Source organism: Sphingobacterium sp. BIGb0165 (assembly GCF_024810095.1).
In the GTDB taxonomy this organism is placed as follows: domain Bacteria; phylum Bacteroidota; class Bacteroidia; order Sphingobacteriales; family Sphingobacteriaceae; genus Sphingobacterium; species Sphingobacterium detergens.
Genome location: NZ_JANUEB010000011.1, coordinates 74903 through 88801 on the forward strand (window position 1 = coordinate 74903; position 13899 = coordinate 88801).

Annotated in this window: 12 protein-coding genes; 8 read left to right on the top strand and 4 right to left on the bottom strand. The window is 39.3% G+C overall.

Features of this window, described 5'->3' with window-relative positions; genetic code table 11:
* Positions 1-9: 9 nt before the first annotated feature.
* Entirely contained in the window at positions 10-1011 is a 1002-nt protein-coding gene (gene tsaD, locus M2408_RS23365) for a tRNA (adenosine(37)-N6)-threonylcarbamoyltransferase complex transferase subunit TsaD (RefSeq protein ID WP_259187006.1), read from the top strand.
* A gap of 54 nt (positions 1012-1065) precedes the next feature.
* On the opposite strand, the gene M2408_RS23370 is transcribed toward tsaD, so the two are convergent.
* Positions 1066-1887 (bottom strand): hypothetical protein, encoded by an 822-nt coding sequence (locus M2408_RS23370; protein ID WP_259187007.1) that lies wholly within the window; start codon positions 1885-1887, stop codon positions 1066-1068.
* A 72-nt stretch (positions 1888-1959) separates the two neighbouring features.
* On the opposite strand from M2408_RS23370, the gene M2408_RS23375 reads away from it, so the two are divergent.
* Positions 1960-2865 carry an energy transducer TonB gene (locus tag M2408_RS23375; protein ID WP_259187008.1) on the top strand — a complete coding sequence of 302 codons (906 nt, stop codon included), beginning with the start codon at positions 1960-1962 and terminating at the stop codon, positions 2863-2865.
* A gap of 128 nt (positions 2866-2993) precedes the next feature.
* Entirely contained in the window at positions 2994-3500 is a 507-nt protein-coding gene (locus M2408_RS23380; protein ID WP_259187009.1) for a hypothetical protein, read from the top strand.
* Positions 3501-3624: 124 nt separating this feature from the next.
* Here M2408_RS23380 and M2408_RS23385 read toward each other — a convergent pair whose 3' ends face one another.
* The 3 genes from M2408_RS23385 to aspS all read right to left on the bottom strand — a co-directional run bounded on the left by M2408_RS23385 (position 3625) and on the right by aspS (position 8068).
* Entirely contained in the window at positions 3625-4761 is a 1137-nt protein-coding gene (locus M2408_RS23385) for an acyltransferase (RefSeq protein WP_259187010.1), read from the bottom strand.
* Positions 4762-4831: 70 nt separating this feature from the next.
* Positions 4832-6220 (bottom strand): LutB/LldF family L-lactate oxidation iron-sulfur protein, encoded by a 1389-nt coding sequence (locus tag M2408_RS23390; RefSeq protein WP_259187011.1) that lies wholly within the window; start codon positions 6218-6220, stop codon positions 4832-4834.
* Positions 6221-6316: 96 nt separating this feature from the next.
* Positions 6317-8068 (bottom strand): aspartate--tRNA ligase, encoded by a 1752-nt coding sequence (aspS, locus tag M2408_RS23395; RefSeq protein ID WP_259187012.1) that lies wholly within the window; start codon positions 8066-8068, stop codon positions 6317-6319.
* 433 nt (positions 8069-8501) lie between these two features.
* Here aspS and mraZ point away from each other — a divergent pair, with 433 nt between their 5' ends.
* Genes mraZ through M2408_RS23420 form a run of 5 tightly spaced genes read left to right on the top strand, consistent with a single transcriptional unit; the run spans position 8502 to position 13897 of the window.
* The gene (gene mraZ, locus M2408_RS23400; RefSeq protein ID WP_120259576.1) at positions 8502-8963 is read left to right on the top strand and encodes a division/cell wall cluster transcriptional repressor MraZ; all 462 of its coding nucleotides are present in this window, start codon (positions 8502-8504) and stop codon (positions 8961-8963) included.
* Positions 8964-8967: 4 nt separating this feature from the next.
* Entirely contained in the window at positions 8968-9882 is a 915-nt protein-coding gene (gene rsmH, locus M2408_RS23405) for a 16S rRNA (cytosine(1402)-N(4))-methyltransferase RsmH (RefSeq protein WP_259187013.1), read from the top strand.
* Between the two features lie 15 nt (positions 9883-9897).
* On the top strand, positions 9898-10311 hold the full coding sequence (locus M2408_RS23410; protein WP_120259578.1) for an FtsL-like putative cell division protein: 414 nt from the start codon (positions 9898-9900) through the stop codon (positions 10309-10311).
* An 8-nt stretch (positions 10312-10319) separates the two neighbouring features.
* The gene (locus M2408_RS23415; RefSeq protein ID WP_120259579.1) at positions 10320-12437 is read left to right on the top strand and encodes a penicillin-binding protein; all 2118 of its coding nucleotides are present in this window, start codon (positions 10320-10322) and stop codon (positions 12435-12437) included.
* Positions 12437-13897, top strand: a complete 1461-nt coding sequence (locus M2408_RS23420) for a UDP-N-acetylmuramoyl-L-alanyl-D-glutamate--2,6-diaminopimelate ligase (protein WP_259187014.1) — start codon at positions 12437-12439, stop codon at positions 13895-13897. Before M2408_RS23415 ends, M2408_RS23420 begins: the two co-directional genes overlap by 1 nt.
* Positions 13898-13899: the final 2 nt, after the last annotated feature.

Below are 13899 nucleotides of genomic sequence, written 5' to 3' on the forward strand. Positions count from 1 at the left end.
ACTCCAGCTATGGCTATTATTTTAGGGATTGAATCCTCTTGTGATGAAACCTCCGCTTCTATTTGTATTAACGGTGAAATTCATTCAAATGTTATTGCTACTCAGGCAATCCACGCAAAATATGGTGGAGTTGTTCCCGAGTTAGCTTCACGTGCTCATCAACAAAATATTATTCCTACGGTGGACGAAGCCATTCGTCAAGCAAAAATAAGCAAAAATCAAATAGATGCAGTGAGTTTTACGCGCGGACCTGGATTATTAGGTGCTCTTTTGGTCGGAACTTCTTTTGCAAAATCATTTGCACTTGCTCAGAATATTCCGTTAATCGATATAAATCATATGCAGGCGCATATTTTGGCCCATTTTATTGAAGAACCGAAACCGAGTTTTCCTTTTTTATGTCTAACTGTTTCAGGTGGGCATACACAAATTGTCCTGGTAAAAGATTACTTCGAAATGGAATTATTGGGCGAAACTTTGGACGATGCTGCAGGGGAAGCTTTTGATAAGACGGCTAAGATCCTTAACCTGCCTTACCCCGGTGGACCGCTTATTGATAAATATGCAAGCCAGGGTAATTCCAACACTTACAAATTACCAGAACCTCAAATTCCTGGACTTAATTTTAGCTTTTCAGGGTTAAAGACAGCAATACTCTACCTCGTTCAAGATCAGTTAAAACAGAACCCTGATTTCTTGACAGAAAATATCGCAGATCTCTGTGCTAGTGTGCAATCTCGTATTGTCTCTATCTTATTAAATAAATTGAAGAAAGCCGCAAAGCAAACGGGTGTGAAAGATATCGCGATTGCGGGGGGTGTTTCTGCTAATTCTGGGCTAAGAAAAGGATTGATTGAAATGGGGGAGCAATACCATTGGAATGTCTTTATTCCTAAATTCGAATATTGTACAGATAATGCAGCGATGATCGCCATTGCTGGATATCATAAATATTTAAAAGGGGACTTTGTTGGTCAGGATGTAGCTCCGATGGCGAGAATGCATTTATAAAATATTATTAAAGAACGTTTCCCTAATAATCTAACTAGGGAAACGATAATTTCCTTATAAAGGAGAACTGTAACCGTAGGCTTGTGCTGCTGAAGTAAATTTATCTTTTTTAGGCTGATAGAAGTTCAATTCATAACCTTCTGCTCCCCAAAAAATGCTAACAAAACTAATTCCTGCTTCTGAACGCAGTACAGTGAGAACCTGGAATGCCTCATTATCAAACTGACCACCATCATCGACTCGCCAAGTACTAATATCATCATAGGTGGCCGGAAAATCCAAATTAATTAATTGATCTTCTTTGACATAAGAAAATACCGCCAGTGCCGAATCTTGTTGGTTTTCAAAAACTGTGAGATTGAATTCAGCTTTATCTTTCAGGACTGCGACTGTCGTACTTTTGTTTATTTTCCTTTTATATTTTTTTTCCAGTATTTCCTTTACCTCAGGAGTTGTCTCGCGCTCAACTTTTGTAAAAGGTTCTATTTTATATTGACTCAAGAAAGCTTGATTGACCAACATTCCAAAATCACCGGATTTAATTTCATTCTTTATCGTGAACAATGAGCCTTCGCTATTGGCAAAGTTTTGTGCTGTCTGCCTTCCATTGCTTTCCTTATTGTCCGTTTTATTCTGTATAAATCCCAATGGGCTAACTTGATTTTCTATAATGACATAGTTGTATTTTTCGGGACTCTCCATGGCCTGATCCATTGGAAGGGCAATTAATGAATCTTTTTGCTGATTCAAAAAGCCAAAATAAGGTGAAATTAATTGCTCTTTATTTTCACTCTTAACCGGAGGTTTGGATTGATTTTGACTGTTGTCACAACCGTATAATGTAAGTAGAAGAATAGCTAAAAAAAGTGATTTCATAAGAGTGTGTAAAATTTTTATGAAATATAAGGCTTTCGCGCATCATAATGAAAAGATTTAAACTTTAATGTTATGATGAACTCAAAATTGAATATCTATCGCAAGGAATGGCTGGATGTTATCTTTGCAGGTCGCAACAAGATGTATGGTGCATATGAATTGCGGAATTTGTCAAATAAAGCAACGAATGTGGGGCTCGCTATTGTTGTTTCCTTTGCTTTCCTTTTGATTGTGGGTTCTTACGGGTATAATAAATATTTTAAGAAAGCCATGCCAGTAACAACTACTACGATTGTGGATTTTCCTGATGATTTAGAAGAACTCCAGAAAGAGACCGAGAAAAAAGATGAGGTGAAAGAAGAACCTATTTTAATGCAGGAGAAAGCACCGCAGCAGATCGCACAGGATCTTTCGAAGTTTGATTTGGTGCGTCTGCCGGAACCTAAGATTACGAAGGCAAAAGAAGTAACTGAGGATGTTGCTACGCAGGATGAACTGAATAAACCTAATACAATGACCGCGCGTATTACATTAAAAGCGAATGCCGCTGGAACGCATATCGCAAGAGGTGAGTTTGGTCCCTCTAAGAAAGATGGTGGAATTACTGGACATGAAGCAGGGGCCGTGTCGGGAGGGGGAACAGATGGAAATGCTGACCAACCTTTTATTACGGTGGAAATCATGCCTATTCCGGTAGGTGGGCTCCCGGCTTTTATGAAGTGGGTCTCAGAAAACTATAGTTTCCCACAGTTAGCTTTGGACCAAGGTGTATCGGGGGTTATCGAGGTATCTTTTGTTGTGGAACGAGATGGATCTTTGACAGATATTGCGGTAAAACGGGATATGAATTTTGGAACTGGTGAAGCCGCAATTAATTTATTAAAAAAGGCGCGAAAGTGGAAACCAGGCGTTCAGAATGGACGTGCTGTGCGGGTGGCTTATACTTTGCCTATCCGTTTAAGCGCAGTATCTCAATAAAACCAATCTTAACTTTATTTAACAGATGAGGTTTTAAACTTTTGATGGTCAGTAATACTCTTATAGATAAATAGGTTGGAAAGTCAATCTATTAAAATTGAAAGATTGTTGATTTAAAAAATAGAGAGATGAAAAAATTGATGTTAAGTTTGGCGTTATCCGGATTAATGTTGACAGGTTTCGCACAGGAGAAAAAGGATCTTAAATCAGATACCAAAGAAATGACGGCTCCATTGCACGAGCATTCGAAGGATAGAAAGCACGATGGCTTAAAAAATAAAAATCCTGAAGAATTGGCTAAGATCAAAACAGATCGCATGGACCAAAAGTTGAAGTTTACAGATCAACAGCGTAAAGAGGTGTATGCATTTCATTTGAAGCAAGCGCAGGATCATAAAAAAATTGCAGCTGAGCGTAAATTGTATCGTGAAAAAATGAGAAAACAACGTGTTGCGGATCATGAAAAAATGATGGGATTATTGACTCCAGAACAACAAAAGACATTAAAAGATTCTTATGCTGAGAACCATAGAACACATAGAGAGCATTGGAAAAAGGATCGACAAATGCGAAAAGGTGATTTTAAGAAAGGCGAGGGTGAAAAAGTAGTTGATGCTGAGTCAAAAACAACTTAAGGTTAAAAAAAGAGTAGTTTTCATATTAATAATTGGTGAGTGTTAGTTGAAAAGGGGATCATTGATCCCCTTTTTATTTTTTATAGTGTGCAAATATCCGATATGTTGTTTTTGATCCGTTGTTTTAGCGAATAAATCTTCGTGTAATTGAGTTTGTATCAAAAAGCTTCGTAACCAAATAGCTCAAACCAAAACTTAGAAGGGCAATTGACAGAATTTTTAGGGAAGCGGGAAGATAATCAATATTCAGAAATGTATCTGTCATCGCCTGTACAATAACAAAATGACATAAATAGATGCCAAATGTGGCTCCTGCTATATTTTTTATCCACTTGGATTCGCGAATATTTAGTTTTTGCACGATGAGAAATATAGCGACAGTCATCATTGCGACATTGATATTACAGAAATACCAAACAATCTCCAAATTTGCGTAATTTCCTGGATAATGTTTTTGGGTTAGCAGGAAGCCTGAAAAGGTAATGATAAAGCCTATTACAAAAAGTGGAATAGCAATTGAAATAGTCTTAGCCAGGGACCATTGAAAAGGATATTTTACCAGATAGTACGCTAATATGATATAACCTAGGAAACCTGAGAAATAATAGAATGTGCCAAATTCATTCCAATTGCAGACTCCCCATAGTCCCATTTGTCCATAATTGCCCGTATAACCCAAAGTTGGGGCAATCATTTTGATGTAAGGTGCTAGCAGTGTAATTCCCCAAAAGCTGAGAAAATATTGAATATCTTTTTTACTGGCTTGATTTAACCAGCTTCCGATAATTGGAATGATGAGATATAAACCGACTAACATATACATATACCATAAAGGTGTTGTATCATAATTGAAGTTGAAGACTGCAGTATAGATTTTTGTTAAGGTTGCTTGTACCGTAAAATTATTCATATCTATCAAAGCACTCGAGCTGCTCTTAATAAAGTTCAGATAGATAAAAAAAGTGAACGGTAAGACGATTGACCAAAATAATAAAGGAACAAGTATTCGACCTATTCTCTTTTTATAGAAAGTAGCCACATCGGTTTGTACAGGAAATAGTAGTATACCTGACATCATTGCAAATAGTGGTACACATGCACGAACAATGCTACCCCAAAATACACCTTGATGAAATGTGCTACTATTGTCGAATGTACCAACAAAGGCGTCGCAGCTGTGCGATATTAAGACCATAAAGCAAGCCAAAATACGGAGAAAGTCTATCCAAGGAAGATACGTTTTTATATTTTTTGAAGTCATTAACAGTAGGTTTGGAGCGAAGCTAATAAAAAAAGTGGCATTAGTTTGATAAGCTAATGCCACTTTTGTGTTATTCTTTGTTTTTTTGCTGCTCTTTCCATTGTTTGGAAAAGGATTTTTCCGCTAGCTTGGGCAATTCCCGTTGATCGCCCCAGGTATTTTTAAAAAACTTTCGGAGAAAAAAGTTCTTGAATTTCCCACCGAAGAAATCAATCAATTTTCGACGTTGAATACCATATGTAAACCAGCTCCAGACTTTTTGTTCTGTTTTAGTTGATAAACCCTGCTCTACGGAGTCTTTTCTGTTGACAAGAAGCATACGTTGAATATCGATGCCTACAGGGCAAACTTCTGTACATTTACCGCAAAGGGTAGATGCATAGCTTAAGTGCTTAAACTCCTTCATCCCATTTAAATGGGGAGAAATGAGAGATCCGATTGGTCCTTGATAGGTTGTTTCATACGTATGTCCGCCTATATTTTGATAAATAGGACATACATTTAAGCAAGCTCCACAGCGAATACAATATAGGCCCTGACGTTGTTCTTTTTGTGCAAGGAGATTACTACGTCCATTGTCAAGCAGGATAACATACATCTCTTCCGGTCCATCAGACTCGTAAGGCTGTTTTGGTCCTGTGAGTAACGTGTTGTAAACTGTTAAGTTTTGACCTGTACCATGTGTGGATAAAAGTGGCCAAAATACTTCCAGATCTTGTAGTGTGGGAATGATCTTCTCAATGCCCACCACAGCAATATGTGTTTTTGGAAAAGTAGAAGTTAGACGTGCATTCCCTTCATTTTCTGTAATCGCTATACTCCCTGTTTCAGCAACTAAGAAATTAGCTCCGGTAATACCGACTTCTGCTGCTAAATATTTATCTCTTAATAACTCGCGCGCTTTTAGTGTTAACTGTTCTGCAGATGCATCCAAAGGAGTGTCAAATTTTTCATGAAAAAGCTTAGCAATATCTTCCAAGCTTAAATGCATAGCAGGTGTGACAAAGTGGTAGGGTTTCTGGTCTAGCAGTTGAATAATATATTCTCCAAGATCAGTCTCGATGGCTTCTATGTTTTTGGATTCCAGAAAATGATTTAATTCAATTTCTTCGGTAGCCATAGATTTAGATTTTACAATCGATCGTGTTCTTTTTCGTTCGATGATTTTATAAATCTCCTCCCGCGCCTCATCGGCATCATTAGCCCAGATTACTTTTCCACCACGTGCAGTAAAATTTGCCTCAAATTGTAATAGATATCGATCGAGATTTTCCATTACTTTCCATTTGATCAAATTTGCTTTTATTTTGGAGTTTTCGAGATTTGCAAATTTGCTTTTCCCCTTTTCGAAAGCAATACTGTATTTGTCGATATTGTAATTTATAATATCGCGATGTTTGGTGTCAAATGCTTTCTGTGCACTTTCTTTTAAAAACGTATTTGCCGTACTCTCTGACATCTAATCTGCTGATTTTTCACAAAAAAAGTTGGTCGTTTCCTACCAACTTTTAAATATAGTGTTAATAAATTGTTTCTCGAAAATCGAGCTTGAAATTTATTCTTTTATATTAATATTTAAGCTTAATTCATCCAATTGTTCCTGGTGAATAGTTGATGGAGCATCAATCATGATATCTCTTCCCGAATTGTTTTTTGGAAATGCAATCACATCACGTATGGAATCTATACCAGCTAATAGCGATACAAGTCTGTCAAAGCCAAACGCTAAACCACCATGTGGAGGAGCTCCATAGGTGAACGCTTCCATCAAGAAACCAAATTGTTTCTGTGCTTCTTCGGGACTAAATCCAAGGTGTTTAAACATCAGTGACTGCAGGTCTCTGTCATGAATACGGATAGATCCACCGCCCACTTCGACACCGTTTAATACAAAGTCATAAGCATTTGCTCTTACTTCGCCAGGGTTTGTATCCAGTAACGGAATATCTTCCGGTTTTGGAGAGGTGAAAGGATGGTGCATGGCATGATAGCGTGCGTTGTCCTCATCCCATTCCAATAAAGGGAAATCGATAACCCATAACGGCGCAAAGGTGTTTTTGTCGCGAAGACCGAGCTGTGAGGCAACTTCTAGACGCAATTCGTTTAATTGTTTACGAACTTTATCTTTGCCACCCGCCATAATTAGTAAGAGGTCACCTGGTTTCGCGTGGAACTTAGCGGCGATAGCCGTTAATTGTTCTGGCGTAAAAAATTTATCAACAGAAGATTTAACTGAGCCATCTTCATTCACACGGGCATAGACTAAACCTGTAGCGCCGATTTGAGGACGTTTAATAAAATCGGTTAAGGCATCCAGTTGTTTTCTGGTATAATCCGCGCAATTCTCGGCATTGATGCCGACAACCAGCTCCGCAGCATCAAATACAGGGAAGCCCTTTTCTTTGGCTACATCATTTAATTCAACAAACTGCATTCCGAAACGAATATCCGGTTTGTCGGATCCATATAGATGCATGGCATCAGCATAAGTCATACGTGGTACAGCACCAAGGTCTATGCCTTTGATCGTTTTGAAGATGTGTTTTGCCAATCCTTCAAAAATATTCAGCACATCTTCTTGTTCTACAAAGGACATCTCACAGTCTATTTGTGTGAACTCTGGCTGGCGGTCGGCACGTAAGTCCTCATCGCGGAAACATTTGACAATTTGAAAATAACGATCAAAACCTGATACCATTAATAGTTGTTTGAATGTCTGTGGTGACTGAGGTAATGCATAAAATTCACCTGGATTCATGCGGGATGGAACCACAAAATCTCGCGCTCCCTCTGGAGTAGATTTGATGAGATATGGTGTCTCTACTTCTAAGAAATTTTGAGAGTCAAGGTAACGACGTACTTCCTGAGAAGTTTTATGTCGTAAAATAAGGTTCTCACGTACCGGATTACGACGTAAATCCAGATATCTGAATTTCATTCTGATATCATCGCCACCATCTGTTTCATCCTCTATTGTAAAAGGCGGTAATTTAGCTGCATTTAATATCTCAAGATTTGAAACCTTGATTTCGATATCTCCAGTGGAGATTTTAGCATTCTTATTGGAACGTTCAATAACCTCTCCGGTTACCTTTATGACATATTCTCTTCCCAGTTCACGGGCACTAGCACGTAAAGACGCGTCATCATCTGCATTGAACGTTAATTGTGTGATACCATATCGGTCTCTAACATCGATGAAAGTCATACCGCCTAAATCGCGGGATTTTTGAACCCATCCACTTAGGGTAACCGTTTTCCCTAAGTCAGCTAATGTTAATTCTCCACAAGTGTGTGTTCTGTGCATATCTTAATAAAAATAAAATTTATGCAAAATTATTGGTTTTACTCGACAATAACGAATTCTACTGTTCTTATTTGAATGCTGTTCTCCCACTTTCAACCACGCTGGAGTTTATCTGTTTTTCAGCCCTCCACTTTCTCCCATTTTTCCAGAAAAAGGAAGCAAAATTAAATTTCTAAAGAGGAAATTTTTACAATTCATATCCTTTTTTTTGAAAAAAAAGCGAGAAATATCTGTCCGTGTTTTGAAGATATATTTGATTGAAATACGTGTTTAACTGTTTGTAAATAAGGTTTTATGCGTTGTAGTAAAAATGGATGTTATTTTTTCTTGTAGCTATTTTTCGATGTGGAAAACTTTTTTATGTTGTAAAGTGGGGGAAAGTGGGAGAAAGTGTATACTTTTACATTTAAATTAGAATAGGATAATTGACGATATGACTCAGTTGATCGGAGAATTCGAATGCAAGCTAGACGCCAAAGGAAGGATGGTGTTGCCAGCGGTGCTCAAGAGGCAGATGCCTCATGTTGAGCGCGATGGGCTTGTTGTGAATCGCGGTTTTGAGAAGCATTTGGTTTTTTATCCACGCGAGGAGTGGGATCTGATGACAGCTAAACTGGCTAAGTTGAATCAATTTGATCCGAAAGTACGGGCTTTTGTGCGTGCTTTTACACGTGGAGCTACAGAGCTGACTTTGGATGCGGCTGGTCGTGTTTTGTTGCCAAAAAGCTTGCTTGAATTTGCAGGAATAACAACAGAGTTGGTTTTGGCTTGTCAGTTTAACAAGATAGAAGTTTGGTCTAAAGAGGGGTATGATGATTTGATGGGTGACGGAGGTGTGGAAGATATATCGTCTTTAGCGGCAGAGGTAATGGGGGATATTAATTTTGGAATATAGTAATATGGAGAATGTGTATCATGTTCCGGTAATGTTGCAAGAATGCATGGATGCTTTGGCGATCAAGCCGAATGGTATTTATGTGGATGTAACCTTTGGTGGAGGTGGTCATTCTCGTGAAATACTGAAAAGACTGGGGCCGGAGGGAAAGTTGTTTGCTTTTGATCAGGATCCAGATGCTTTGGGAAATGTGATTGATGATCCTCGTTTTACATTGATTCATCAAAATTTCAGGTTTTTAAAAAATAGTCTTCGTCTACATGGTGTGCGTACAGTGGATGGCATTTTAGCTGATTTGGGTGTCTCATCGCATCAGTTTGATGCGGCGGATCGTGGTTTTTCAATCCGATTTGATGCGGATTTGGATATGCGTATGGATCAGGTGGGAGATTTGGATGCGAAGGCCGTGTTGGCGACTTATGCTGAAGAAGATCTTCATCGGATTTTTGGTATGTATGGTGAGATTATGAATGCAAAGTCATTGGCGAAAACAATTGTAACAGCTCGTTTGGCACAGCCGATACATACGGTTGCCGAATTAAAAGAAGTTATTCAGCGGATGGTTCCAAAGGGAAAAGAACATAAATATCATGCGCAGGTTTTTCAGGCCTTACGTATTGAGGTTAACCGTGAATTGGAGGCTTTGCAAGAGTTTTTGTTGCAAACTGTCGATGTACTGAAAAGTGAGGGGAGATTGGTGGTGATGTCTTATCATTCCTTAGAAGATCGTTTGGTCAAGAATTTTATGGCCAAAGGGAAATTTAAAGGAGATGTTGAGAAAGATTTTTTTGGAAATGAAATCAAGCCGTTCCATGTGTTGAGCCGTAAGGCGATTACAGCATCGCCGCAGGAACTGGCTGTAAATAATAGATCGCGCAGTGCGAAACTGCGTATTGCTGAAAGGTTGGATTTGTCTTAAAAATGGAGCGAAAAGATGAGCAGGAATACAATAAGACAGAAAGAATTGAGTGAAGAAGTTCAGGAAGAACTACAAGAAACTGTCGAGGAAAAGGCGGAAGAAACAGAAGCGTTTATTAAAACGCTTTTTACCGTTGGAGACCTTTCCTTAAACAAAATATTGGAGTATCTCCCTTTTGGGGCTTTCATCGCCTTTTTGATGTTGTTGTATATCTCTAACCGTCACTTCGCTGAACGAACTATTCGAGGTATCGATAAAGTAAGTAAGGAAGTCAAAGAATTAGGCTGGGATCATAAGTCGCTATCTGCAGAGCTGATGAAAATGTCCACGCAAACGGAGATCGCAAAGCGTGTGGACTCATTGGGTTTGAAAGAGCGGGTGGAGCCGCCGATCAAGATTGAAGTTGTAGAGAAAAAAGAAGATAAATAGAGAGAGTTATGAGTATCAGAAACACGATTCTTATTCGCGTCTATTTTGCCTTTGGACTTATTGTGCTTCTTGCATTTATGGTATTTGGGAAAATGCTGAAGTTGCAATATGTGGATGGGCAACATTGGAAGGCTTTGGCGGATAGTCTTTCTATTCAAGAACGTGAGGTTGAAGCTGCACGGGGGAATATCTATTCCAACGACGGAAGCTTATTGGCAACTTCTGTTCCTGAATATGAACTTCGTTTTGATGCTATGGCTATTCCCGAAGAAGAAAATGAATATTTCAATCTCAAAGTTGATTCTCTCGCGATTAAATTGGCTGATTTTTTTAAGGATAAATCATCTCGGCAATATTTGACATTACTAAAACAGGCGCGGAATAAAAAACAACGCTATCTACTAATCAAGCGAAATGTGTCACATCAGGATTTAAAGAAGGTGAAGCAATTTCCTTTGTTTAAATCAGCTCGTGTTGAAAAGGAACGTTTTCCTAGCGGTTTGATTACCGACAGACAGAATAAACGGATTTTGCCGTTCGTTAATCTGGCGGCAAGAACTATTGGGTATAAAAATGTAAAGGAAAATATCCATGTCGGATTAGAGGGGGCATACGGTGAATATATTGATGGAAAGAGTGGAAAGAGATTGATGCAGCGTATTGCTGGTGGTGTTTGGATCCCTGTCAATAGAGATATTGAGGTAGCACCTGTTGATGGTTCGGACATCATATCTACAATTGATGTGAATATGCAGGATATGGCTCAAAGAGCGCTGGAGAAACAGATGATTGTGAGCAATGCTGATGAAGGTTGTGTTGTGATGATGGAAGTGAAAACAGGTGAAGTGCGGGCTGTTGCAAATTTCATGCGGGATAAAGATGGTGTTTATCGGGAGAAGTTCAATCTTGCCATTGCGCAAAGTGCGGATCCGGGCTCAACTTTTAAACTGGCCTCTTATCTAGCTTTGATTGATGATAAGAAAATCGATTCAAGTACAACCATAAATATCGGAAATGGTAACTGGCCGATTTACAAGCATACAATCCGCGATTCGCATGCACCAAAAAAATCTATAGTTTCGGCTAAAAGAGCTTTTGAAGAATCGTCGAATGTTGGGGTTACAAAATTTGTCTATCAGGCTTATAAAGATAACCCAGATCAGTTTACGTCGAAACTGCATTCTTTTGGATTCGGTAAGACGTTAGATCTGCAGATTCCGGGAGAGGGAGTTCCATTGGTGAAAACATCGAAAAGTAAATCCTGGAGTGGATTGTCATTGGTTCAGATGGCTTATGGTTATGAGATGAAGATTACGCCATTACAGACCTTGACATTTTATAACGCTGTTGCAAATAACGGTAAATTGATTGCACCACTATTTGTCAAAGAGATAAGGCATTTGGGGAATACGATTCAAAGCTTTCAGGCGAAGGTCATCAATGAAAAGATCGCTTCGGATCATGCATTGGCAGAGGTGAGGGGAATGATGGAAGGTGTCATGACGGAGGGTACAGGAAGAAGTGTTGCCAGCCCATTGTATACATCGGGAGGTAAGACGGGAACAGCCCAGATGGCTGATGGTTCAAGAGGTTATGGGGCGAGGAGATACCAGTCATCTTTTGCAGGCTATTTTCCTGCTGAAGATCCAAAATATTCGATTATTGTGGTGATCCGAAATCCTAGAAATGGTTATTATGGTGGATCGGTGGCCGGACCTGTTTTTAAAGAACTTGCGGATATGGTTTATGCTAATGATATGGAGATGCAGGGAAAAAAATCATTTAAAGCAGTTAATGTTGGCGGAAGAATGCCATTGACTTTGCAAGGGTCAAGAGAAGCGAGTAAGAAAGTATACGATAAGTTGGGAATTAATACAGTGAATTGGGATATGGTAGCCAGAGGCGAGGTAGATACATCGAATAGAGGTGTGCCATTTGTGGATTTGAAATATAAAGAAGGAATTGTACCAAATGTAGTGGGAATGGGATTGATGGATGCATTGTATGTGATGGAGAATGCGGGATTTAAAACACATGTATTTGGAAAGGGAAGAGTGGGAGCACAATCTTTGACTGCGGGTCAAAAACTTCCATTTGGAACAGCGATAAATTTAGAACTTAAGTAATGATGGATTTAAAAAAAGTATTGCATGCTATCCCTGTTCAACAGGTGGTGGGAAACCTCGAAGAGGTCGATGTGCACTCTTTGTGCTTTGATTCCAGAAAAGTGGAGCTGGGAAGTTTGTTTATCGCTGTGCGTGGTGTTCAGACAGATGGACATTTATTTGTCGATAAAGCAATCACTTCCGGGGCAAGGGCAGTTATTGTTGAAGAACTTCCTGCGGAAACATTGGACTCTGTGGCTTACATTTTAGTGGCAGACTCGGCATATGCCTTGGGAGTTGCTTCTGCTAATTTCCATGGTAATCCATCCGAGCAACTCAAGTTGGTTGGAGTGACGGGAACCAATGGAAAAACAACAGTAGCGACATTGTTATTCCAATTGTTTACTGAGCTGGGATATCATGTTGGTTTGCTGTCAACAGTGCAGAATCAAATTGGTCCAAAGATAATTCCCGCAACACACACTACACCGGATCCGATCCAGTTGAACCAACTCTTACGGGATATGGTAGACCATGGTTGTGATTACGCTTTTATGGAAGTCAGTTCGCATGCTGTGGTGCAGGAGCGTATTGCAGGGTTAGTGTTTGCAGGTGCAATATTTACGAATATTACACACGACCATCTGGATTTTCATAAAACTTTTGACAACTATATCAAAGCAAAGAAGAAGTTCTTTGATGATCTGGATGTACATGCGTTTGCTTTAACAAATGCGGATGATCGAAATGGTCAGATCATGTTGCAAAATACAGTTGCCCATAAAAAAAGCTATGGCTTGCGTTCTGGGGCTGATTTTAAAGCTAAAGTTATCGAAAGCCATTTTGATGGCATGTTGATGAGTATTGATGGGCAGGAAGTGTGGGTCAAATTGATCGGCGATTTTAATGCATATAATCTTCTAGCGGTGTATACCGCAGCAATCCTATTGGAGCAAGAGACAGTAAAGGTATTGACGGCCTTAAGTACCCTGAAAGGGGCAGAAGGACGCTTTGAAACGATGAAATCTACCTCCGGTGTTTTTGGTATTGTGGACTATGCGCATACACCTGATGCTGTTGAGAATGTGTTAAAGACCATTAGTTCTTTAAGACGTCCAGAGCAAAAGATTATTACTGTTTTGGGTTGCGGTGGTGATCGTGACAAAACCAAAAGGCCTGAAATGGCAGAAGCGGCATTACGCTACAGTGATCGTTTCTTGATTACATCTGATAACCCACGTACAGAGGATCCATATCAGATTATCAAAGATATAGAAGCTGGTGTAGGGGCTGATCAAAGGTCAAAAACACTGTCCATAGCAGACCGTAAAGAGGCGATACGTACAGCGTATCAGTTGGCAAACCCTGGAGATATTATCCTGGTCGCCGGAAAAGGACATGAAAAATATCAAGATGTGAATGGTGTCAAGCATCATTTTGATGATAAGGAAATTTTAGAGAATACATTTAACGAAAAATAGAA

Coding starts and splice junctions, on each gene's coding strand:
- M2408_RS23415 (WP_120259579.1), top strand. CDS start 10,320: ATGAGTATCAGAAACACGATTCTTATTCGCGTCTATTTTGCCTTTGGA.
- mraZ (WP_120259576.1), top strand. CDS start 8,502: ATGACTCAGTTGATCGGAGAATTCGAATGCAAGCTAGACGCCAAAGGA.
- M2408_RS23390 (WP_259187011.1), bottom strand. CDS start 6,220: ATGTCAGAGAGTACGGCAAATACGTTTTTAAAAGAAAGTGCACAGAAA.
- M2408_RS23375 (WP_259187008.1), top strand. CDS start 1,960: ATGATGAACTCAAAATTGAATATCTATCGCAAGGAATGGCTGGATGTT.
- M2408_RS23410 (WP_120259578.1), top strand. CDS start 9,898: ATGAGCAGGAATACAATAAGACAGAAAGAATTGAGTGAAGAAGTTCAG.
- rsmH (WP_259187013.1), top strand. CDS start 8,968: ATGGAGAATGTGTATCATGTTCCGGTAATGTTGCAAGAATGCATGGAT.
- M2408_RS23385 (WP_259187010.1), bottom strand. CDS start 4,761: ATGACTTCAAAAAATATAAAAACGTATCTTCCTTGGATAGACTTTCTC.
- tsaD (WP_259187006.1), top strand. CDS start 10: ATGGCTATTATTTTAGGGATTGAATCCTCTTGTGATGAAACCTCCGCT.
- M2408_RS23370 (WP_259187007.1), bottom strand. CDS start 1,887: ATGAAATCACTTTTTTTAGCTATTCTTCTACTTACATTATACGGTTGT.
- M2408_RS23420 (WP_259187014.1), top strand. CDS start 12,437: ATGATGGATTTAAAAAAAGTATTGCATGCTATCCCTGTTCAACAGGTG.
- M2408_RS23380 (WP_259187009.1), top strand. CDS start 2,994: ATGAAAAAATTGATGTTAAGTTTGGCGTTATCCGGATTAATGTTGACA.
- aspS (WP_259187012.1), bottom strand. CDS start 8,068: ATGCACAGAACACACACTTGTGGAGAATTAACATTAGCTGACTTAGGG.